The organism is Rubripirellula reticaptiva, from assembly GCF_007860175.1.
Classification (GTDB): Bacteria; Planctomycetota; Planctomycetia; order Pirellulales; family Pirellulaceae; genus Rubripirellula; species Rubripirellula reticaptiva.
This window is the reverse complement of sequence record NZ_SJPX01000006.1, coordinates 53,753-75,522: the sequence shown is the minus strand read 5'-3', so window position 1 is coordinate 75,522 and position 21,770 is coordinate 53,753. Positions and strand designations below refer to the sequence as shown.

The window sequence follows — 21,770 nt, the reverse complement described above, 5'->3', positions numbered from 1 at the left end:
GTCATCACTGGCTCAGACGAACGCGAACGAAGTTGTCGGTCGGCGCGGCGTCAGCAACGACCTTGCCGAGCAACACCGATCCATCGGGCACTTCAGTGACGATCCCGTCAGTGGTTGCGTAAATCTTTTGTCCAGCGGTGTAGGTCTCCGCGTCAGCCGGGTCTTTGGGCATGTCGAACACGCCTTCCACGGCGATCGAGCCGAGTACATCGGCTTTCAGATCTCGTTTGGTGATGCCAACCAAATCACCTTGAATGACGATTGATCCAACAGGGACATCGACGTCGGGTGTGAAGTCGACTTGCTTTCCATCGTGAATGAATTGAGCTTGCATGGGTCTTTGTGTTTACGTTGAAAGAAGAAGATTGACATCAGCGGGCGATCACTCGCCGGCGACTTTCACGGCGGCTCGGTGGTCTTGGCTGTTCACACCAAAGTCGATGTAAGACCGGAAACCCATGCCAAGCGTGTTCGGTGGCATCTCAACTCGCTCGATGATCGGCGTTCGACGACCGTTCAGGAACACGATCTCGAACGCTGGCAGCACCTGCGGATTGGCGAAGAGATACCACGCGGAAGCACTCGCACCGGGATAGTAGCTGTCCGACAGATGCGGCGTGCTGATGATCCGGTACTTGTTGCGGTGCGGGTTATCGACAGGGATTTTCGTCGGCGACCCTTGCGCGTCGATCATCAACTGTGACGAACCCATCAACAGTTCCGCTTCGGTTTCCAACTCCACCGGAACGACCAAGTACTCAGGCCGGATGTTGATCGGCTTTTGATCCTTGGGTTTGCCGCCAGGACCAGCTTTCTGCTTGCGGAAGGTTGTCTTGGCAACGGTCAGTGCATCCGGGCCGAACTTAGTGTCCGCTCCCTGCAGCAAGTTGGCGTTGGCGGACGAGAAGAATCCGGCGTTCTTGAGCAGCAGTGTGAAGAACAAGTCGTCGATGGACTCGGCACCACTGCGTCCCATTTGACGAGGGATATCCATGAACGCCGACAGGTCATCGTTGATGATGTCGTGCCGAGTCAGCGTGAGGATCTGACCGTAGGTGTCAGCCTTGTTTGAGTACTTCTGTTCGGACAGTTTGCCGTGCTTCAATTCGCCATCGGGAGCAACCTGCTCAAACCCGCCGGTGCCAAGCAAACGGTATCGGGCCACTTCCTTAAAGTCGGTGACCGTTCCAACGCTGCAAAGATCGAAGGCGGCGATCGGTGTGTTTTGATAGGCCGCCAGTAACGTCTTGTTCATGACGTTTTCCATAATGCTGGGTAGGCTCATGGAACTGAAACCAGCTCGAATGGTTGCCGTTCCATCGCCAAAGACGCGAGGCACGTCGATGCCTTCCATCCGAGCGCACTCGGCGACGAGTTCACGCAAGCCAATGTGACGTAGCGGGTTGGCGGCGTTGAGCGTCTTTTCGCCATAGCTGGCCAGCAGCGTTTTTTCTTCGATGCCGACCGACAGACAGGCGGCAGCTTCGAGGACCTCGCGACTGTAGCGTGGTGAGTTTTGCGTCTGTTCGGGAGCCTTGGGGCGTTCGCTTCTCAGCACGGCGAGTTCCGTTTTGGTAGTGGACCAGCCTTGCTCAATCGCGTCGGCTTCAAGATCGGCGTGATTGCCCGCACAGACTTTGCGAATACCTGCAATGCGACGAGATTCCGCAGCGGCCTCGGAACGCATGTCGTTGACCGGTGAAGTGGTCGCTGTTTTGTTTTCGGTCGTTCGCTTGGTGCTCATATTCAAACTTGCGTTGACGGGTTCGAGATCGTCGGTGTCTTCATCCGTGTCGCTGGGATCATCACCGTCGGCGTAGTTTCCGGCGGCGACGCGAGCCTCGGTATCGTCGTCAGCACCCAAGGCAACGAACGAAACCTCGCCCAGCGTTGACTTGCGAGCCACATAGACTGGCCCTTTGAACTCGCGTCCGTTGGCGTTTGCCGTTTTGCCTTCAGGGATGAAAACAACCTTGTCGGCACTTGCGCCCAGCGATGCCTGCCAAGGAAAACCGTTCTCACTGGTCGCGATCACTTCCTGAGCCGTCGCACCCACACCCGAGATCACGCCGGCGACTTCGAGCGACTTGTCGGTGATCGCGATGTCGTCGGTGTGTCCAACAATGCTGCCTCGATCGTGGTCTTTCAAAATCGGACGCGACTTGCGAGTGACTCGCATGCCGGCCAAGTCGACGACGACTGGATAGGGCCAACCACCAAGTCGCATCGCACCACCGGTGTATGCGGTCATGGAGAACTTACGCAGCGACGGCTTGCCTTCTTCTGGCGTTTCGGCCGCGGCGAGAGTGATCGTCGCCGCATCATCACAAACGATTCGCAGCGAACTTGGGACGGATTCGGCGTCGGCTTCAAGCGGCGCGTGCTGTGTCTTCGGCATTGTCTTCCGTGACCTTGGTTGAGGGTTTGGTTTCAGTTTCATCGCTGGCCGACAGACCAAGCTCACGCATCAGTGCCACTTCTTTGGCACGCTGTTTGAGTTCCGTCTCCCAATCACGTCCCTGCCGCGCAAATTCGATGGCCAGGGTAGTCGTATGATTCGAGAGACGGATCTTTTGGGCATTGGCTTCTTTGGCGGGATCCACATGCTCGTGACCATCCCAAAACCATTGGTGCTCGAAAGTGCTGTCGAGCGTGCGAAGCGAATTAGGCAGATAGCCCTCGATGAGAATGGCTTCGCGAAGCCAAGCATTCAACAAGCGATCCAGAACGACGCGAGCAAGTTGCGTTTGCTCGACACGGATCGACTTGAAGTAGGTTTGATGATCGAGTCGCCCAGATGCATAATTGTAACCCGACGAATTGCCAGCGGCGACGTTGAAGGGCATGTTCAAACATCGAGCGATCTCGTTGAGAATCTCTTTCTTGAACTCGGCATATGTGGTCGAAGGTTGCTCCGACTTCATCTGAGCCATCTTCCAGCCGCCTGGCATCGTGAGCAGCATTCGCTTCTCAAGTTCGATCGGCTCGAACGGTTCGGCGGAGTCGGCTTCTCCATTCGCAGGAGCGTCGGTGTACAGGATGCCGGCGAACTCAGCGGCAGTCTCGGCAGCCGCAAGTACGGCAAGCGTAAAGCGGCGTAGTTGTGCGAATAGTGGCAACGCCGGGGTGATGTCGGGTATGCCGCGAATCTGCCCCGGACGATCGCAACGGAAGTAGTGCAGCACCGCGGCGGCCGGCACCGTGTCGAATTCTTCGTCGATCGTGAAAGTCACATCACCAGGATGTTCACGCAGGACGTCGTAAGTGATCGGGTTTCCGTCAGCATCAAACTGAATGCCGTCGATGTAACGAGAACGGTCTGCGACCAACGTCGGTGAGGCCACTTGGTCGGCTTCGATCAACCGCACGTCCAGTTTCACCGCCGCGTCGATGCGTTCGTTGCTGGTTAACAAACCAAACGATTCACCGTCCGAAACACGAGCCAGTCGCATCGTTCGCAGCTTTTCCGCCAATCCAACCGCCTCGGCCCAAGCAAAGAACTCCGCCTCAACGAAACGATTTGCAGCATCATCCGGCGTCAGCATTTGCAGTCGCGGTCCAGTGCCAACGACATCATTCGCCAGCGTCAACGTGATCCCGCGAGCGTAACTATTGTTGGCGACCTCGTATCGCGACCGATTGCGAAGTGTTCGACGCACATCGGGGCTATTCGCTGCAGCGGACGACAACCCATCGGCTCGAGACCAATGTTTCATGTTGTCGAGCGTCGTATTCGCGGCGTCGTACTTCGCACGAAGCCGCGAAAAGAAGGGCTGCCGGGGCGAGCGTCCCGGCGCGGATGAAGAGCGGGAAGCTCCGCCGCGCCATGCTTGCTCGATCAACCCTGACAACTTCTTCAACATCCGTGTTGTAATCCTATTGCCGTCCCCGGCAGCCCTGTGCTCATCGCAAAACGAAAGAAAGATTAGCCAGCCGACGGCGGCACGATCTTGTTAAATCGCAAGCCGCGATTCGGCTTGCGAACCGCGTCCTTGCCGGCGAGATGCTTGTCCGCAGCGATCTGCTCCGTCAGCTTGTGCTGCTCAACCGATCCCGCATCGCCGGAAGCCTTCGCAGGCCCCGCAGCGTTCTCACGGATTTCATCGTTGAGGTTTTCTGGCATCGCCGGCACTCGCTCGCAAACAAACGTCCCTCTCAGGGTTACTTAGCCGAAGCGACCCTCACGTGAACCAGAAAAAGCGGAGTAGTTAAGATTTCTGATCTGGCATTCTCTTAGGGAGACCCTTCCGAAGTTCCACATGCCTAGTTAGTTAGCTATTTCACTCCTAGCATGCTGACTGTGTCGTCGGGTTCAATGTCCACTTCGGATTTTGTAGGATTACAACGCACGCGTGGGTCATCTTGGGTCGTCTATCTGCAACACAAGTGAGTCGCCTGCTCGGATGCTGGAATGTCTAATAAAAACTCGCCAACAATCGCTTAACTCAATGCCTCAGAATCCAGACAGAAGAATTGAACAGATAAAGCGATGCGCATTAAAAGGCATCGTTGGGAGTGATTTGCTTCGCGAACTGCTTGTTCTCAAAGGTGGCAATGCAATCGATCTCGTACATGGTTTGGGAAGCCGGGCTTCGATGGATCTCGACTTTTCTATGCCGGACGATTTTCTGGATGTTGAGCAAGTCTCCCAAGAGCTTCAAAGAACACTCGTAGATGCGTTCGCGGCAATGAATCTATTCGTCTTCGATTTCAAAATTGAAGCGAAGCCGAAGAATCTGTCACAATCGCTTGCCGATTTTTGGGGTGGATATAAAGTTTCTTTCAAAGTTATTCCTTGCGAACTCGCTCAAAAGTTAGGCAGCGACCTTCCACAGATGCGAAACTATGCAATGGTCGTTGCATCATTGGGTGGGAAGACGTTCAAAGTCGATATTAGCAAGTACGAATACTGCGAAGGCAAGGAAGCATCCGAAGTTGATGGTACAACTTTTTACGTGTATTCGATCGCAATGATTGTTGCAGAGAAGTTTCGTGCTCTTTGTCAACAGATGCCCGAATATGGATTAGTCGTACAGCGAAGCAGGCCGGGTGCGCCTAGAGCCCGCGACTTCTTTGATCTTTACAACCTCGTTAGTCCTGGCTATGTCAATATGGATTCAAGTGATTTCCATGAGTTGCTTCGAGAGACGTTCGCTGTCAAACGTGTTCCGCTCGACCTACTCGACAAGATCAAGGACTACAAGGATTTTCATGAGAGCGATTTCCAGAGTGTCAAAGACACGGTCCATCCCGAAGAAGATATCGAGGCGTTCGACTACTATTTCAGTTTTGTTTGCAGCCTTGCCAAGCGACTAGAACCCTTGTGGAACATGTAGACGCCATTTCTCGACGTACTTGGTCTTCTTCATTCCGTAGTCAAGATAGAAGTCATGCTCCAGTCCAAGTTCGCGGATTGCATCTAGTTGTGAATGCGAGAATTTCCCCGAACGATCCATGTAGTAACCAATCGACTGGTGGTACGGGTACGTGAAGTTCAGGCGGCGCAGATATGTCGTGATTCGTTCGATGGACACTTCGGATGCAGCAGCGACGAAGGCCTCAGCAACTTGAAAGACCCCGCCGGAATAGACCGGTCGTACCGTGATGTCGATTAGCGTCCGTTCGATGTTTGTTACGCGTTTTTCAAACGGATTGTCATCTGCAATCGTGATGACACCCATCTCACCAGTATTTCTACCGTTCAGTATCCTTATTGTTCGCTCACCCACATTGACACTATTTTTGGATACGCGGCATTTGCCCTTGAACGCACGATCCATTGCCGTTTGCGATGGCTCGGTTCCACCACCTGTGAGCTTTTGCTCGATATTGAAGTAGATGGTTTTTGGAATTTGCTCAGTCAGGTCATGATGCTGCATTGCTGTATAGTGACTGAAATACCCTTTCGGGTGAATTGACTGAATGATGCTTTCTAATGGCACGTCGCCCCAGCTGTAGCGAGTTGCTGGGCGGTGGGGAAATTCAAGTCGATGTCTTTGGAGTTTGCCGTGCTCGATAGCAAACTGTATGAACTTGTTAAAGGACAGCGTGACCGGTAGTTCCCATGCCTTATTTTTTTCACGGAACAGTATTTGGAGGTCCGAATGGGTCCTGATCGGCTGTTCGGCGAGGGCTTTGAAGATTTTTGGGGCGGCTTTTTCAAGTTTCGTTACCATCGAATTTCCTCTGTAGGCATGATGTATATATACATCATGCCTACCGGATGTCCAGGAGAAAAAGATCGGAGCCTAGCAGCGGTGTTGTATATATACAACACCGCTGCTGATTCCACATCGCCCGTAAGTCGTTTCCAGGAAAGGACTTACGGCGGCAGCTTCGTGAAGCGGTTGGATGGAAATGACCACCAAATTCTCGGTTCTTTCTTGTCGCCGGAACAAATACGGGGTAATTCGACGGTCGACGCCAGATCTTTCTCCAACCGATAGTTGTCTGAAAGACCTCGTGCCTATCCCTTCTTTTGTCGTTGAAGCTCTTTAAAACTTACCCGCTCTCGTCGGTTGGCTGATTGATTGTCGGTACCGAAGAGCAACGCTCCCTGCATCGAAGCGGCCACAGCGGTGCCGACGAGGCAGTCGAGCCAGTGGTTGTCGGGTTGCTCGGGGCGGGCTTTCCATTCGTCGACGGTTCGGCCACGGCCTTCGGTTTTGATGAAGTACTCGGCGGTGATTTGTTCGGCAAACATTCGGTGCTGCTCGGCACGGTCTCCGAAGATGGAGAGGCAGCCTCGGTCGCCCATGGCGACGGCGAGGCGGGCGTGCGTGAAGGACTTCCACCAGTTTGTGTCGTAGATGACGTGCCGGATCGCTCGTTTGCCGTGGACCGAGGGGACTCGCCAGTTGAGGCCGACGCGATCGCCGGGTCGACGTTTGTATTCGCTGAAGGGACTGGACGAGGCGCCGACGAAGCGACCGTGAGATGGTAGTAGGATCGAAGCGTGGGGGCTTTGCCGGCAGAACTGGTAGACGACGTTGGTGGAGTGGCCCCAGTTGGCGTCGATGAGGCAGCGTTCGATCTTCATTGCCGCGCCGTCGTCGCGTTGCCATTCTCGGCCGAGCAAGTCGGTGGTTAGTTTTTCCATTCCTGCGTAAAGCGAGCCTTCGAGGCCGGTGCCTTCGGTGGCGAGCGTGTGCCGGGCATCGCGGAGCGTGAAGTACGGACGCTTTTGGTCGGGAAATGAACCGTAGTCGACGATGTATCCGGTGAAGTCGTCTTCCCATGCGGCGACGACGAAGAAGAGCAACTTGCCTTGGACGTCGATGAATGCGGTGAGGTGATTGGCGGCGATGGGAATGCAGCACCGCTCCATTCCGTTCGTCTTTTCCGCGACTTGCTCGGCGGTGAGTTGGTCGGCATCGACCGTTTCGGCCGGCAACGGTTCGTTTTGGTACTCGGCAAAGAACGCGGCTTCGTCTTGAAGCTTGAGGTTCATCGCATGTTGGATCGCAGAAAGTTCGTCGTGGTTGAAACGCTCTTTCCACGCAACGTCGGCACCTTCGTCCATAGCCACCTTGTTCTTGCGATAGAACTCGGTGCCGGACGCTCCGCCATCGCCGGCTCGCAAACCTTCGCTGCGAATCTCGGCGTAGCGTTCCCACAAGGTTTCGTTGGTGGGGAACGAGTTGACCATTCGGGTTCGCGAGCCGTTCCACTCGGGGTGCTTGTCGCGGTCGAGGATGTTGTCGGCCATGTCGCCGGGACGAATAACCGTGCAAGGCATGATGCCGGAAATCTTTTTGCCTGGGCCGGCGAGCCCGAGCACCGCGCCGGCGAGGATGGCTTCGCGGTTGGCACATTGCGATAGCGAACGAGCGGACTCGTCGGTTTGCGGATCGTCGAGGACGACAAGCGACGGCCGGACCGTTTTGCCGTCGGGGCGTTTGAACTTCATGCCGCGGATTCGGCCGGTCAGGCCGGCGACTTTGATAATCGCGCCGCTCGCCTTGCTGCCGTCGATACTAGGCAGGACTACTTCTTTCGCGGTCCAACCAATTTGCGTGCGTTTGCCTTGGTGAAGTTGCCCGTTGGCTCGGTTGGCGATTCCATCAAGGGCTTGGATGGGAAAGCAGACCTCGGGGTAGTCGGCCAAGAGCAGATCGTTGCCGTCTAGCTCGGTCTTGATGGATTCGAGCATGTCGCAGGCGTGACCTTCGTCGCTGCCAATCAAACAAACGAAGTCTCGATAGCCGTTGAGGACCGCCCAAATGCATGCGACTTCAGCAAGCGAGCTCTTACCGCTGCCGCGGGCCATTGCGAGCGAGAACAAACCGCCTCGGACGACGGCTTCTTCGATCTTGTTGATGACGGCGATGTGGTCCGGCGACCAGGAAAGATGAAACGTCAGCGAGAAGTAGGCTTCGCAAAAATATCGAAAGCTCGCGGCGGCTTTTGATTTTCGATCAGCGTCGGCGACCGGCGGAAGCTCACCGATGTCACGGCCGGCGAGTGACTTCGCTGCGTTTCGTTCGCGCGAGTAGTCCTTGTGCTTTTCGTAGGCATCGGTGTCGTCGGCTTTTGGTCGGTGGCGGTCTTTGATCAGCAGGCCGGCGAACTTCAGCAAGTGAACGCTCTTACCGTCACCGATGCGATGACCTGCTCGCGTTCGATAGCGGTGAAGTTGTCGTTCGTTGATTACTTCGCCGAGTGGCGTGCTGTTGAGTAGCCGGCGACATTCGCTCGGTCGAAGTTTCGCTGGGTCAAGTTGCACGTCGAGTCTCCTGGAGTAGCCACGCGACGTAGGCGACCACGTTGAGCGTTCCGTCGGCGTTGGTTGGTGCGCCGGCCGCAACGTCGGCCTCGATTTGCTCGGGCGTGATTCGCGTTTGGTAGGCGTTACTGATCGCGGTCGCGGCGTCTTTGATCGGCAGCGAGTTAATCGTCACTGCTTTGCGTTTGTCTTCCATGACTGCTCTTGATTGGAGGGCTTCGCGACACGCCGCACACGTTGGCGACTGTGGCGAATGTTTGCATGTTTGGCATGGTTAGCCGCATGTTTTTGGACGGCACGTTGGGCCAAAACTGGCCGCGTGTTGGCGTGCTAAAAAACATGCGAAATCATTCAAAACGTTGGCCAGACTTCGCTTGATGTGTTCCGAAACCCATGGCTCATGTGTCACACGCGGCCGGCAAAACGCCACGCGAAACACAACTACCTAGCCACCTTTCGGAGACACAACCATGCACGCCAACGACATCGCCTTCGGTATCGAAATCGAAACTCACCTGCCCGGAAACGACGCCACGCCGATCGGCGGATATCACAACGGCTTGCCTGTAACTTGGCTGCCCGAAGGCTGGAAAGCAGAACGCGATAGCAGCATTCGCACGCCGGTCGGACGCAAGAACGCCGAGTTCGTATCGCCTATCGTTCGCGGCTACGAAGGACTTCAAAACGTAGAGCGAGCGGTCGACGCGATCAAAGCACGCGGGGCTCGGGTCAACGAAAGCTGCGGCCTTCACATTACGATCACCTGGAACGGCGACGCGGCTGCCCTGGCTCGGCTGATAAGCCTGATCGGAAACCACGAGCGAGCCATCTACGCCTCGACGGGAACCAAACGACGCGAGCGAAATACTTGGGCGAAGCAAATCAAGAGCTACGGCAACAGGGACGCAGCCAAGCGAAACTGCGAAGCCGACCGCTACCACCTTTTGAACTTGACGCACCTCGCTCGGGGCCGAAACCGAATCGAGATTCGAGCCTTCGCTGGCACGCTTAACAAAACCAAACTGCTCGGCTACATCCAAATGGTACTGGGCTTGGCCGAGTTGGCTTTGACTACGCGACGCTGCAGCGGCTGGGACTACACCAAGCGACCTGGCACCAAGAGCTGCTGGGATCGCAACGGCGCGGGCGAAGGCGAAACTGAACTGAACCGGCTTTACTACCGACTTGGCTGGACTATCGGTTGGCGCAAAGGAGCACTTCGCACCAAACGATACGGCGAGCTTTCGGCCGGCGAACAAACCTGCGACTGGAAGCCGGTCAAGAAGAAGCTTTTGCAAATGGCTCGCAAGTACGACCAAGCGGTCTAAAGGGCCGGCCAACTTCTTTCCTTCAACGCCGCGGCCTTCACCGCGGCTTTTCTTTTGCGCGTTGGTTTCCTTCCGAACCGTTTGCTTCAAAACGTTGGCGTTTTCTGGCGCACATGTCGCGTCGTTCGCATAAGTAACCCTAAGGGGCCGAGTGTTTCGAGGACGCCGACACGAGGCCTTTGTGGGGCACGTCGGCGAGATCGAGAAACATGCAAAAAGACTGCAAATTGCAGTGCGAATGCGCTTGCTGTGTCTCGAAAACCATGGCTCATGTGTGTCATCGCAAGACGAATTTTCCTTCCTACCTACGGAGACCAAACGATGACGATTGACGCCCTGATCGAACTGCTGAGCGAGTACCGCGAACAGTACGGGCCGGACGCCGAAGTGCGTTTGATGACGCAAGAGAACTGGCCCTTTGAAAACCGAATCGCCGGCATCACCAGCGGCTCGGAAATGAACGAAGCCAGCGAAGAAGACCCCACCGAGTACTTCGACGACCAAGACGTAGCGGAAGACGCGATCGTCTACATCGTCGAAGGCGGGCAGATCTGCTACGGCAGCAAGCGTGCCTGGGAAACCTGCCGCGATTGCTAGCCGCGGGTCTTTGTCAGCAGGGCCTTTCCAACGCGGGCTTCGCTCGAAGCCCGCTTCCTTTCCTTTTTCAAACCGAGAGACACAACCATGGCCAACGCCAAACTCGAACACGCCTACACCGCCGCTCACATTCAAGCCCTCACGTTGCTGGAAGACCTGCACGAATCGGTCGAAGACTTGCCGGCACCAGGTAGCGAAACCGCACCGCTGAATTGGGAGCACGTTGGTTCCTTGCAGCATCTTTGCGAACAGCTCCGCGAACTGAAGGAACATTTCGGGAAAAACTTCCGAGCGTGAATTCGCCACACGTTCGGGAGTTATGCGAGTTCTGGAAGAACGTTTGAAAACATTTCCAGAACTCGCCGAGATTCGCTTGATGTGTTTTGAAAACCATGGCTCATGTGTCTTAACGCCCATCGGCAAAACGTAACCAGCTTTTCCACCGGAGAACAAAACATGGCCATGAACGAAACCCAAAAGGCCCGCGCCGAAGCCCTTGCCCCACTCTTCCGAAACATGGACGCGCATACCGCCCAGGAGATTCGCGAAAGCTACTACCGCATCGCCGAAAACCTTCGGCCCTTGGTAAACGCCCTCGAGATCGCGGACCTCGACCATGGCGGACCGGCCGGCCCGCTGCTCGAAGAGCACTACATCTTTTGCGAGCTGCTGGAAAAGCTCGACGAGAGCGTTTTGGGCGCGGTCCTGTAAACCGAAGCCGAAACGCTGGCACGGAGGCTTGGCGTAGCGGCGGGTGGTACCCGTCGCCTGACGATGGCAGCCAACCACGAACCTTTCCCTTTCGGAGAACGAACGATGAAGAAGGCAGACGTAAAAGTAGGCGGCGAGTACTACGCCAACGTGACGAACAAGAAGGTCGTTGTACGAATCGACTCGACCAACACGGCTGGCGGCTGGAACGCAACGAACCTTACGACCAACAAGAAGGTGCGGATCAAAACCGCCCAGCGGTTGCAAGGAAAAGCACGGGCGACGACGTCGGCCAGTGCGGCCGGAGAAACGCGAGCCCGCAAACGAGTCGCGAAGAAGACCAGCGGCGGTGACGCGGCGAGTGTGGCGGCAACGACCGACGATAAGAAGCTGTCGTGTATCGAGGCGGCGCTGAAAGTTTTGGGCGAGACCGAGGAAACGATGAACGCCCAGGAAATGATCGCGGCAATGACGGACGCCGGCTATTGGACCAGCCCCGGAGGCAAGACGCCGCACGCAACTTTGTACTCGGCGATCCTTCGCGAGCTTGCCAAGGGCGAAGATAGCCGTTTCATCAAAGTTGAGCGTGGTCGCTTTTCCGCGCGAGCGTAAGGGGATTGAGCCATGAAGCATTTTTACGACCTGCGAACTGTCGAGGACTTGGAACACGGTGAAACCGCGACGCCGGAGCCAGACGTGAGATACGAACTGCGGTCGATCCGCAACGAGATGATTGACGCCGGGCCGGTGCGTGACGTCATACGACGCGGCGACGCCCTGTACGCCAGAACCGACGCCGGCGAATCGTTCCCGGTGACGGGTCCGGACTCGCACGTTCTGGTACCGATCGGCTTGTAGCCGGCCGGATGATCCCTCTCGGCGAAGCTTCGCCGACAACGCCCGACGTTTGCAACGTGCGGGCGTTTTATCGTGACGGGAAACACAACGCCGACCTTCCAAACGACGCGACACGAGGCCACGTCGCGGCTCGTTGGGCGCACCGAAAAAGTATGCGAATTCTGAGGCGTGTTTCGCAGACTTCGCTTGATGTGTTTGGAAAGTCATGGCTCATGTGTGGTTGTACGAACGGTTTTTCAAACACGAACGGAGAAACGAAATGGCAAAGATTGAAACGCTCGCCGCGCGGCCGGTCGAACCGGCAGCGGCTTACGACAACGCTCACCAAATTTCACGCGACCTCTTGCAGCACATCGAGTTGCAGTTGGACCGAATGATTCGGCCGGACAACAAGGCATTGCGATGGACGCACGTACGAGCACTGAACTTGGTCAACGCTCAGCTTTCGGAAGTCGCCGCGCTGGTCGACGAAACCAACAACGCTCGCAACTAGGAATCAAAACGATGAAAACCAACCTCAAGGCGGGCGACCGCGTGCGGCTGCTTTCGATGACCGACGACCCCGATCCGATTCCCGCCGGCACGACCGGAACGGTGGCCGGCGTCTATCCGCTAAGCGATTGGACGCAAGTCGATGTGGATTGGGACAACGGCCGGTCGCTGATGCTTTCCATTCCCCCGGACGTCGTCGAGCGACTGCCGGCCGACACCACGAACTAAGGAGCAACCACCATGTCCACACGTGCGACGATCGCCGTCCGCAGCCCCGACCGAACGTACGCAGCGGTCTACCTTCACTTCGATGGCTACCCCGAACACACCGGAGCACTTTTGATGGCCAACTACCAAACGACCGAAGAAGCGGAAACCTTGATCGACGGCGGCGATATCCGCTGCTTGGACGCCGAGATGGGCGAGGCAGAGCGCTTTGCCGACGGTGACCCGCCAGCGATTCTGCCAACACACGATTCGCTGCTGGACTTTGCAAGGAACTGCGGTGCTCGGTTCGTCTATGTCTTTGACGACGGAGCTTGGTCCTACAAGGAACTCTAGACACAAAGATTCTCCTTTCCTCATTTCTGTGAATATTTGTCGCACGTCACCGGTTGACTATGAGGATGCCGAGAACGCGGGGTCGGCGTGAGCCTCCAGTCGCACGACCGTTTCGCAGTTCTGTCCGTGCCGGCCGATCACCTCGACGGTGCAATGAGCCGGCAGGGTCGTTCGCAACTCCTTTGCGATATCCTCTTGGCACATCGCTTTCCCGCGAACGAAATCAGCCATCTCCTCGATATCCTCTACCCGGACGAAGCGATCGGTGGTGACTCGTAGCGTGTAGTAATCCCAGACGCCGTTGATGGGACAGCGTCCGTGGATCGTCGTTTCGTGTGTATTCATTCAGCTTCCAGTTCAAGAAAAGTTTGAGTTTCAGTAACGGGTGTCCAGACGCTCGGCGAGCGAGTGGCTTCAATTCTCGATGCGATAACCTCGCGCCGTTGCGCCTGCGTTGGCGGCTTGTACATGCCGAAGCGAGCAAGCAGTTGGCTGTTTTGAGCAACGTTGGTGCTGTCGGCAGAATGAAATGGATAGCGAGCTACGATTGCTGGATCCAACATGCGTAGTCCGTGCAGCCTTGCTTTTGGCCTTCCATGCTCATCGCACAGAACACCCATCGCGTCAGACATGCGGCGGTTCCAACGTTCGGTTTTCGGCTTGGCGTATTCTCCGCTGCTTCCTAGAGCGATGACGGTCCAATCGTCGACAAGCCTTTCAAGTCGCCGGAGCGATTCATTCAGGTGCCAAACGGGAACTCCAAAACGCCCCACTGCTGAACAACCGAATTCTTCAATGAGCCGATCGTTCTCCTCTTCAGTACCGTCGATGACATCCGGTATGAACGCGAAGTCGAAACGCGGATTGCGACACCACGCTTCTACCCATGCGTAGTAGGGCGACCAGTCAGCGATTGGTTTTCCGGTTTTCCACGCTGAAAAAGCACCATTGTCAAGACAAAAACCAGTGCTGGCCTCAGCGACGATTGGCAAGTCCTCCTCGCGGCCAAAAGGCACCAAGAAATGCCGGTTGCCCGTAGCGATAAAGCGTGCAACCGAGTCGCGAGTTCCGCCCAAGGGGGTACCGTGATAGTGTCGCATTGGCTGGCTACCGCATCTTCTCCTCTCGCGGTTTCATCGCGATCGGTGATTCGCCGGTGCGTTCCAGTACCGCCGGCTTCCCGGTAAAGCGTTGGTAGCGATCAACGATCACGTCGCAGTACGGCGGATCGAGCTCCATCAAGAACGCCTTGCGTCCTGTTTGCTCGGCCGCGATCAATGTCGATCCGCTGCCGCCGAACAAGTCCAGCACATTCTCGCCCTTGCGGCTTGAGTACTGCATCGCTGTCACGGCGAGTTCCGCCGGCTTGCCGGTGAGATGTTCCAACTGTTGTGGCGGTATCTTCTTGACGTGCCAAAGGTCGGTGGCGTTGTTCGGCCCGAAGAACTTGTGGCCGGCACCCTCACGCCAACCGTAGAACGCCCACTCGTGGCCGGACATGAAATCTTTCCGATTGATGACCGGGTGCATCTTGTCCCAAATGATGGTCTGCGAAAGATACAGCCCGCTGGCCGCTAGTGCCGGCGGATAGCAGCCGATGTTGGAGAAGCCGCCCCAGATGTAGAAGCAGCGACCCGGTTGCAACACGCGGCCGATGTGGCCGAACCAGGCGGCGAGCAGTGATGCAAACTCGTCGTCGCTGACTTTATCGTTTGCAAGGACGCGATCCTTGGCTCGCATCTTTTTGTCGCCGGCTTTCGTCTTGCCTTCGCCGGCCGGGAACGAACTGTTGCCGGCAGCGATCGCGTTCTTGCTTCGCGGTTCGACGTTGACGTTGTACGGCGGATCGGTATTCACCAGGTGAATCTTCGCGCCGGCTAGCAAGCGATCGACGTCTTCGGCTTTCGACGAATCACCGCACAGCAATCGGTGGTCGCCGAGGATCCAAACGTCGCCGGGCTGAGTCACCGCTTCGTCCGGCGACTCCGGCACGTCCTCGGGATCGGTTAGACCTTGTGTCACGCCGGGATCGAGCAGCTTGGCGAGTTCGTCGTCATTGAACCCGAGCAACTCACAATCGAAACCCGAGTTCTGCAGTTCGCCGATTTCGATGGGCAGCAAGTCCCAATCCCATTCGGCATTTTCGCCTGTTCGATTGTCGGCGATCCGATACGCTTTCACCGCTTCGGGCTCGAGGTCCGTCGCGACGTGCACGGGGACTTCGGTCAGCCAGAGCTTCTTCGCAGCTTTGTACCGCGTGTGTCCAACAATGATGACACCGTCGGTATCGACTACGATCGGCTGGCGAAACCCGAATTCATTGATCGAGAGGATGACGGCATCAACGGCGTCGTCATTGATACGGGGGTTGTTTTCGTAAGGCTTGATCCGATCAAGCGTCCACATTTCGACCTGCATGGCAGAGTCCTTTTCCAAAGGGGAAGAAGCGGAAAAGGGTCGGTCGTTGGGTGGTTGGTTAGATGTTTGGGTGGGGTGAATCAAGCTTCTCAAATGTGCTGGTTCGTTGGTTACTTCGATCGCAACAGCGCGAGCCAGACATCGCAATCGGATACACTATGCCAGAATGTTTTTGCCCCCTGTTTTCCTCTTGCATTAGTTCCCTGAAACACAATCAATGAAACTCCCATTCTTTGCGATCGCTGGTTTGCTTGTTGTGGTTGGATGCGGCGAACCATCACTGTCAGATGCTGCATTGGCGTTGAACGAAGATTCTCCCGTTTTTAGCCGGGCTGCGATTCTCAGTCCTTCCTTCATCAAAGGGCGACTCAAAGCCGGAGTCGATCCGAATTCGCGAAACGGTGATGCTGCAGAAGATTCGCTGTTGACGTATGCGGTCCGCAACAACGCAGTTCCGACGGTGGACGTACTTTTGAAGGGTGGAGCGGACCCCAATATTCGATCGGTCGCGCTGAAGAAAACGCCTCTCTTTCAAGCTGCTTATGACGGTCGCTTTGAAATCGCTTGGCTTCTGATCGACGCTGGAGCGGACGCAAATGCCACCGACGACGTGGGAAACAATGCTCTACGCGAGGCGATCCTCGGTGAGAACAGCCGTCTCGTCAGATTGCTTCTCAAATCGGGGGCCGATCCCAACCATCGCAACGATGAGGGACAGTCCATGATCGACATCGCAGCCGATGAAGGAAAACCTGAGATCATCGCCCTGTTCAACATTGAATGACGTTTAATCAATTTTCATTCGGACAAGCGAAACAAACTGTGCCTAATAAGGCTGCTGTTCCCGTGGCCCTGACCAGAGATACGATCCGCCGGGAGTACCTAATCGTTTTGCGGTCGGTCCGTTGGGGCAATCCTTCCCTCGAATCCTTCCCCAGCCCCGTGCGAGGGCTGGCGGTCTGAGATTTGGTCATCGCGGGCATGAGCGGGGGAACAGGGGAAGTATTCATAGAAAGAGAGAGATTGTTCCTATATTTGTTAGTCAAACGTCCTTTGGAATCCTTCTCTAATCCTTCCCCAACGCTGGGGAAGGTTTGGGAACGATTCACTGCTTTCGGGTCGAATCCTTCTCTATTTGGGGAAGGATTGGGAAGCGTAGGTGAAGGTTTCATTCCGCAACGACACGCTGGAAGCCGCTCGCGGTCTTGGTGGCGGTCGGCATGGTGATGGGTTCGATCTCGCCTTGTTGCACGAGCGTCAAAATGATCTGGTCCAAGTCAGCGGCCTTGCACTTCATGTACTTGAGAATGTGTTGTCGTTGCATTCGCTGTTCGGGTTGCTCGCCGAGTCGTTTGAGCAGCTTCAAGCACTCAGCATGAAACGGATTCTCGGCGACGTGCACGGACGCGAGATACAATTGTCGGCGGGTCTGGTGCATTGCGAACTCGGTCGCCCACTCCACCGCTGGCAAGCCGATTAGCGGTTCGATGTGGTTTTCGCTGCACGCATAGATCAACGCCAGCTTCTTAGCGTGTTCGCACGTACGACTCCATGCCGTACGAGCGACTTCATCGAGTGCCTCTTCCGCTGCGTTGTATTCGTTCTCTGTCATCAACCGCAGGCTGTCGATCGCTTCGGCAGCGTCCGGGGTGGCTTGCACCACGAGCGGCCTGGGGTGGAAGTTCAGGAAGTTGCCACTGCCAGGCTCAAAGTCCGCCCACCACTTTGCTGTTTCGAGAATCTCCTCGGGCAGATCACGAGCGGAACCTGGCGATTGGCCTGAGCCACGTTTGCCGACGTCGATGATGTTGAGGCGTGCGAAAAAGCCGTTCGTTAGCATTCGCTTCGAGAGCGATTCGTAGAAGTACTGGGGCGTCGCGGTGCCGAAGAGCGTCAAGTGCGGCTGGTCGACGTGGATCGCTTCTTTCTGATTCGCCTTCACGCGGATCGGATAGACGTCGCCGGCCGACGTGTAGAGCGTGAGCAGGATATTCGGGATGGACTCGCGGCTGTTTTCACGATCGAGATTGATCTGGCGTAGCACTCCGTCCATCTCGTCGTTCTGAAATAGCATCCGGCCGGTGCGGACGAGAGCATCTTGAATGCCTTCGCCGGAAGCGAATTTGTCTCCGATTGATGCGGACATGCCGATTTGAAACAGAATCTGCGAATTGACTTTGCGAGGAAACTCCTTGCCCGTTCCGCTGCTGGCGAGAGCGAGTAGATACAGATTCGTTCGCAGGTCACCCGACGTGCAGACCTTTCGTCCAGCGAGAAACGATTGCAGTGCCATCGCGCCGCAAAACGCCAGGCCGATATTCGGATAGGGAGCATTCGCGAGCGTGAAATCCATGACACGGCGAACAAAGCCCGGCACATCGAATAGTCGCTCGGGTAGCTGTCCAGGATCTGGAGTTGTTTCGACCGGCGGAGGTGAGCTGGCAACCTCCGGCGATCGCTTGCCGACCATGAACTGGCTTAGGTCTACATCGTTGGCGGCGGTCTCGATCGCCCCATCATCACGAAGCCAGCCGAATGGGCGATCGTGCGGTTTCGTTGCCGCTTGGTTGACTTTGTGTTGCAGTTCCTTGTCGGACCAAGGCGGATTGCAGCGAGGGTTGTAATAGTTGGTCAGAATGGCGAGCGATTCCGCCGGGTCGAGGCCAAAACCGTGAATGAGCGCCGTCGCGGCGGCATACGTTTGCGAGTGACCGCCACTGCCGGCGATCGCTGGCGGCATTGCGTTGACATAACCAATCGCCCGCGATTCCACGTCGTTGCCCATACGCACCGACTGCGGCGGCAATGTGGCGGTTCGTTGCGGTGGCTTCGCAGTTCCACGCCGATGGATGACGGCCTCCGCAAGTGCTTTGACGCATGCGGCCAACATCAACGAGGGAACGGACGCTGGCTCGCCATCGAGTCTTTCGTAAACTTCACCGTCGGGATGGATACTTGGCCCGACGACGGTTTGCGTTCCGGTTGAACGCAATTCGACGATCATCGAGCCATCACTCGGATCGGTATGTTTTTCAGTGGTCGCGCCGATTGCGATGTACCAACGATGCGATCGCTGGGCTGTCGGTCGGCCGGTGATTGCTTGCGTTGGGGGCAGATAACTATCAGCCAATTCGATCGCTTCGGGACAATCGAGATCAACGTCGACGAGCCAACCAGATGGCTCGCCAAGGATGATTCCGATATTGCCTTGTTCGGGAAAGACCTCGGGGTTCAATCGAAGATTCGTCCAATCACGACGTGCCGGTGATTTCGATCGCGGGCGCAGCGGCACGCTGTACCAACCACGCTGTCGATAGATCGTGACTTGCTCGCGCACATCGGCCATCAAAAGGGTGCCTCCTCCAACGCAACGTTTGGAATCTCGCAGAGCGTCTGTTTGATGATGCGATCGTATTTCTGGCCGGCGATTGAGCGTACTGTTAGTGTTTCGGTCGCCGCGAGCAAACCTGATTCGGCAATATCAATCGCTTCTTCGGCGTTCGTAGGACAAGGATCGAGGCAACGGTCACGCCACCACGCTTCGGCTTTGCGACGTGCGTAGCCAGAGTGTTCGATGCAGATGAATTCGCTCTGCCAACGTTCGAGGCCGATCATGTAGTCGACGCGCAGGCATCGTGGTGCATCTTCGTCGGCGTCGCGTTTGCGATGGATGCGATAGATGATGTCTTGGACGTCGTAGTCGGTGTCGGTCACTTCACCAGACAACACGCCGGCCTCGCTTGCCTCGGCGTCGTGGGCTTCACGCTGCGGAGGCGGAAACGGATGACCGCACTCGGGACAGTTGGCATAGCCGCATGCGACCAAGGCGTGACACTTTTCACACTCTTTCGCCGGTGGACCTTGGTCCGGACGTTTGGCTTTGTCCTTCGGTTTGATCTGGTCGATCGGTCCATGACGTTCGATGTTGCCGCCAAAGTCGAGGACGAGGCAATCTTGTTTATCCGGGTGCAAGCGGAAACCGCGGCCGACGCATTGGTAGAGCAGTCCGGGCGACATCGTTGGACGCAGCATCACGACACAGTCGACACGGGGGGCATCGAAGCCGGTGGTGAGCACATTCACATTGCAAAGAAATCGTAGCGGTTCGGTTTCGATTAACGATGCTGGAGCATCGCCGCGAAAGCGGGCCAACAATTCGTCTCGTTCGCCAGCCGGTGTTTCGCCGGTTACGAAACCACACTCGATACCGTGATTTCCTTTCAACACCTCGACCACACGCCGCCCGTGTGCGACGGACGACGCGAAGATAAGGACCGCCCGGCGATCAGCCGTCAGTTCGACGATTTCGGCACACGCGGCCGACACGAGGGCGTCGTCGTTGACCAGCGATTCGACTTCTTCGCTGACAAACTCGCCGGCCCGGATGTGCAGACCTCCAAAATCCGCTCGATGCACGCCGGCTTTGGAAATGAGCGGACTCAAGTATCCGTCACGGATTAGTTCCTTGATTCCGATCTCGTAGCAGACTTCATTCAGGAAATGGTCCGGCGAACAGATCATGCCGGAATCGAGGCGGAACGGAGTGGCGGTCAGGCCGATCACACGAACGTGCGGATTGATAATCTTGCAGTCGGCCAGGAATTGCCGATACATGCCGTCGCCCTTCTTTGAAATCAGATGGGCTTCGTCGACGACTATCAGATCAAACGGATCGAGGTCACACGCTCGCTTGTAGATGCTTTGAATGCCTGCAACGAGAACTGGTGTGTTTGTGTCTCGCTTCTTAAGGCCGGCCGAATAAAGCCCGACCTTGACATCGGGACACAGTCGCCGAACCTTGTCAGCGTTCTGTTCGAGCAGCTCTTTGACGTGAGCCAAGATCAATACACGCCCATTCCATTGCGTCACGGCGTCGGACGCGATCTTTGCGAGCACGAGACTCTTGCCGGCACCCGTTGGTAACACCGCGACGGGATTGTCGTCGCGGTTGCGAAGGTGATCGTAGACCGCATCAACTGCGGCTTGCTGGTAGGAACGCAACTTCATGCTATCCGCGCTCCGTTACGATACTTGCGACCGCGTGCAATCGGAACGAAACCGGTGAGTCGGCTACGCCAACGCGTGCATTCCTCGCAGAGACGATTTCCTGGGCCGAGCGAATAGAACTCGTCATCGCAGCGAAGACAGAATCGGTAACCAGGCTCGCCCAGTTTTGCGGGCACGCGACGGACGATGACCTCCGTTCGTGGGCAGTTCGCTTCTGGCTCGAACTTCTCGACCGTCAATCGAACGATCTGGCTGTCGTCGTCATACGCTCCGCCAGCTTGCATCGCATCAAGCAATGCCTTGAGCGAGTTGTCCACGTCGCGGCGACGCCGGTCCACAGGTATCAAGCGAATGTCAACGATCAGGTCGCCATCGTGCTTCTTCACCTCTTGAAGCTTCATCAGACCGCGAACCGTCCGGCGGTACTCGCGACCTTCTTTACTGACGAGCACGCGGGTGCCGACGTGTCGCCAGTAGCGATTGACTGAGGGAGGAAACGGAAGTTGCAGTCGCAGCATGATGTATCACTTGAATCGGTGTCGGCAGACAAAAAAACAGCCGACCGGAATTAGGAGGCCGGCCGGCTGTCGGGCTTGGAAACGGTGACCGAGATCAACGTTTCCAAGGGGCGTCCGTGCCGCTGACATGCGACGCGGCGATCGGCTGAGCGACGGCGTCCTTCTTCGAGTAGCCCTTCACTTCGTTTTGCAACTCGCCGGTGTCGTTGCGGCGTTTGACTCGCACGTGAATCACGCAAGGCAAGTTGTGTAAGTCCGCCGAGTCGGTTGGCACCAAGACGCCAACCGACCGGCAGATCGCAGACAACTCCCGCCGGGCGATTTCCACCGCGGTCGCGTTGGGGTTGTCGAGGTTGAGACGCACCCAGAGAAGACGGTTTGCGTACTCGCCCTCCACGATCTGAAACGTCAACTGCAGGTAGTTGCCCGTGCCAGATTTCGTGGGTTTCATTTCGCTGTCTGTGATGACGGCGACGTACTTGCCGGAAGGGATCGGTTCGAGGTCGTCGGCTGGTTCGACAGTGTTGGCATCAAAGCCGTTGAGGTTGGCCATGG

At 56.5% G+C, this 21,770-nt stretch carries 25 protein-coding genes; 11 read left to right on the top strand and 14 right to left on the bottom strand.

Annotation, left to right across the window (positions count from 1 at the left end; genetic code table 11):
• Positions 1-4: 4 nt before the first annotated feature.
• From Poly59_RS25595 to Poly59_RS25580, 4 genes are all read right to left on the bottom strand, one after another.
• The gene (locus Poly59_RS25595) at positions 5-334 is read right to left on the bottom strand and encodes a DUF2190 family protein (RefSeq protein WP_146439909.1); all 330 of its coding nucleotides are present in this window, start codon (positions 332-334) and stop codon (positions 5-7) included.
• A 48-nt stretch (positions 335-382) separates the two neighbouring features.
• Entirely contained in the window at positions 383-2,398 is a 2,016-nt protein-coding gene (locus Poly59_RS25590; protein ID WP_146536987.1) for a phage major capsid protein, read from the bottom strand.
• A complete protein-coding gene (locus Poly59_RS25585; RefSeq protein ID WP_146536986.1) occupies positions 2,370-3,863 on the bottom strand; it encodes a phage portal protein in 1,494 nt (497 codons plus the stop codon). The genes Poly59_RS25590 and Poly59_RS25585 overlap by 29 nt, the downstream gene beginning before the upstream one ends.
• Positions 3,864-3,925: 62 nt before the next feature.
• The gene (locus Poly59_RS25580) at positions 3,926-4,123 is read right to left on the bottom strand and encodes a hypothetical protein (protein WP_146536985.1); all 198 of its coding nucleotides are present in this window, start codon (positions 4,121-4,123) and stop codon (positions 3,926-3,928) included.
• A 280-nt stretch (positions 4,124-4,403) separates the two neighbouring features.
• On the opposite strand from Poly59_RS25580, the gene Poly59_RS25575 reads away from it, so the two are divergent.
• A complete protein-coding gene (locus Poly59_RS25575; RefSeq protein WP_146536984.1) occupies positions 4,404-5,336 on the top strand; it encodes a nucleotidyl transferase AbiEii/AbiGii toxin family protein in 933 nt (310 codons plus the stop codon).
• On the opposite strand, the gene Poly59_RS25570 is transcribed toward Poly59_RS25575, so the two are convergent.
• From Poly59_RS25570 to Poly59_RS25560, 3 genes are all read right to left on the bottom strand, one after another.
• On the bottom strand, positions 5,313-6,176 hold the full coding sequence (locus tag Poly59_RS25570; RefSeq protein WP_146536983.1) for a type IV toxin-antitoxin system AbiEi family antitoxin domain-containing protein: 864 nt from the start codon (positions 6,174-6,176) through the stop codon (positions 5,313-5,315). The genes Poly59_RS25575 and Poly59_RS25570 overlap by 24 nt on opposite strands.
• 290 nt (positions 6,177-6,466) lie before the next feature.
• A complete protein-coding gene (locus Poly59_RS25565) occupies positions 6,467-8,725 on the bottom strand; it encodes a terminase gpA endonuclease subunit (RefSeq protein WP_146536982.1) in 2,259 nt (752 codons plus the stop codon).
• Positions 8,715-8,921, bottom strand: a complete 207-nt coding sequence (locus Poly59_RS25560; protein WP_146406586.1) for a hypothetical protein — start codon at positions 8,919-8,921, stop codon at positions 8,715-8,717. Before Poly59_RS25560 ends, Poly59_RS25565 begins: the two co-directional genes overlap by 11 nt.
• Before the next feature lie 274 nt (positions 8,922-9,195).
• Between Poly59_RS25560 and Poly59_RS25555 the strand changes: the two genes are divergently transcribed.
• The 9 genes from Poly59_RS25555 (at position 9,196) to Poly59_RS25515 (ending at position 13,272) form a co-directional block, all read left to right on the top strand.
• Positions 9,196-10,053: an amidoligase family protein gene (locus tag Poly59_RS25555; RefSeq protein ID WP_146536981.1), complete on the top strand. Its 858-nt coding sequence runs from the start codon at positions 9,196-9,198 to the stop codon at positions 10,051-10,053.
• 321 nt (positions 10,054-10,374) lie between these two features.
• On the top strand, positions 10,375-10,650 hold the full coding sequence (locus Poly59_RS25550) for a hypothetical protein (protein ID WP_146536980.1): 276 nt from the start codon (positions 10,375-10,377) through the stop codon (positions 10,648-10,650).
• 87 nt (positions 10,651-10,737) lie between these two features.
• On the top strand, positions 10,738-10,947 hold the full coding sequence (locus tag Poly59_RS25545) for a hypothetical protein (protein WP_145418450.1): 210 nt from the start codon (positions 10,738-10,740) through the stop codon (positions 10,945-10,947).
• 159 nt (positions 10,948-11,106) lie between these two features.
• Complete coding sequence (locus Poly59_RS25540; RefSeq protein ID WP_146536979.1) at positions 11,107-11,361, top strand: hypothetical protein; 255 nt, start codon at positions 11,107-11,109, stop codon at positions 11,359-11,361.
• Between the two features lie 105 nt (positions 11,362-11,466).
• Positions 11,467-11,973, top strand: coding sequence for a winged helix-turn-helix domain-containing protein (locus Poly59_RS25535; protein WP_186776521.1), 507 nt, complete (start codon positions 11,467-11,469; stop codon positions 11,971-11,973).
• 12 nt (positions 11,974-11,985) lie between these two features.
• A complete protein-coding gene (locus tag Poly59_RS25530) occupies positions 11,986-12,219 on the top strand; it encodes a hypothetical protein (protein ID WP_146536977.1) in 234 nt (77 codons plus the stop codon).
• 259 nt (positions 12,220-12,478) lie between these two features.
• Complete coding sequence (locus Poly59_RS25525) at positions 12,479-12,712, top strand: hypothetical protein (protein ID WP_146406592.1); 234 nt, start codon at positions 12,479-12,481, stop codon at positions 12,710-12,712.
• 11 nt (positions 12,713-12,723) lie between these two features.
• Positions 12,724-12,939, top strand: coding sequence for a DUF4314 domain-containing protein (locus Poly59_RS25520; RefSeq protein ID WP_146536976.1), 216 nt, complete (start codon positions 12,724-12,726; stop codon positions 12,937-12,939).
• Positions 12,940-12,951: 12 nt separating this feature from the next.
• Positions 12,952-13,272 (top strand): hypothetical protein, encoded by a 321-nt coding sequence (locus Poly59_RS25515; RefSeq protein WP_146536975.1) that lies wholly within the window; start codon positions 12,952-12,954, stop codon positions 13,270-13,272.
• 57 nt (positions 13,273-13,329) lie between these two features.
• On the opposite strand, the gene Poly59_RS25510 is transcribed toward Poly59_RS25515, so the two are convergent.
• Genes Poly59_RS25510 through Poly59_RS25500 form a run of 3 tightly spaced genes read right to left on the bottom strand, consistent with a single transcriptional unit; the run spans position 13,330 to position 15,690 of the window.
• A complete protein-coding gene (locus Poly59_RS25510; RefSeq protein WP_146536974.1) occupies positions 13,330-13,617 on the bottom strand; it encodes a hypothetical protein in 288 nt (95 codons plus the stop codon).
• Positions 13,614-14,372: a hypothetical protein gene (locus Poly59_RS25505; protein WP_146536973.1), complete on the bottom strand. Its 759-nt coding sequence runs from the start codon at positions 14,370-14,372 to the stop codon at positions 13,614-13,616. Before Poly59_RS25505 ends, Poly59_RS25510 begins: the two co-directional genes overlap by 4 nt.
• A gap of 7 nt (positions 14,373-14,379) precedes the next feature.
• Entirely contained in the window at positions 14,380-15,690 is a 1,311-nt protein-coding gene (locus tag Poly59_RS25500) for a DNA modification methylase (protein ID WP_146536972.1), read from the bottom strand.
• A gap of 217 nt (positions 15,691-15,907) precedes the next feature.
• Here Poly59_RS25500 and Poly59_RS25495 point away from each other — a divergent pair, with 217 nt between their 5' ends.
• On the top strand, positions 15,908-16,474 hold the full coding sequence (locus tag Poly59_RS25495; RefSeq protein ID WP_146536971.1) for an ankyrin repeat domain-containing protein: 567 nt from the start codon (positions 15,908-15,910) through the stop codon (positions 16,472-16,474).
• Between the two features lie 384 nt (positions 16,475-16,858).
• Here Poly59_RS25495 and Poly59_RS25490 read toward each other — a convergent pair whose 3' ends face one another.
• From Poly59_RS25490 to Poly59_RS25475, 4 genes are all read right to left on the bottom strand, one after another.
• The gene (locus Poly59_RS25490; RefSeq protein WP_146536970.1) at positions 16,859-19,036 is read right to left on the bottom strand and encodes a bifunctional DNA primase/polymerase; all 2,178 of its coding nucleotides are present in this window, start codon (positions 19,034-19,036) and stop codon (positions 16,859-16,861) included.
• Complete coding sequence (locus tag Poly59_RS25485; protein WP_146536969.1) at positions 19,036-20,697, bottom strand: DEAD/DEAH box helicase; 1,662 nt, start codon at positions 20,695-20,697, stop codon at positions 19,036-19,038. Before Poly59_RS25485 ends, Poly59_RS25490 begins: the two co-directional genes overlap by 1 nt.
• Complete coding sequence (locus tag Poly59_RS25480; protein WP_146536968.1) at positions 20,694-21,215, bottom strand: RusA family crossover junction endodeoxyribonuclease; 522 nt, start codon at positions 21,213-21,215, stop codon at positions 20,694-20,696. Before Poly59_RS25480 ends, Poly59_RS25485 begins: the two co-directional genes overlap by 4 nt.
• A 94-nt stretch (positions 21,216-21,309) precedes the next feature.
• Positions 21,310-21,768 (bottom strand): DUF669 domain-containing protein, encoded by a 459-nt coding sequence (locus Poly59_RS25475; RefSeq protein ID WP_146536967.1) that lies wholly within the window; start codon positions 21,766-21,768, stop codon positions 21,310-21,312.
• Positions 21,769-21,770 lie beyond the last annotated feature (2 nt).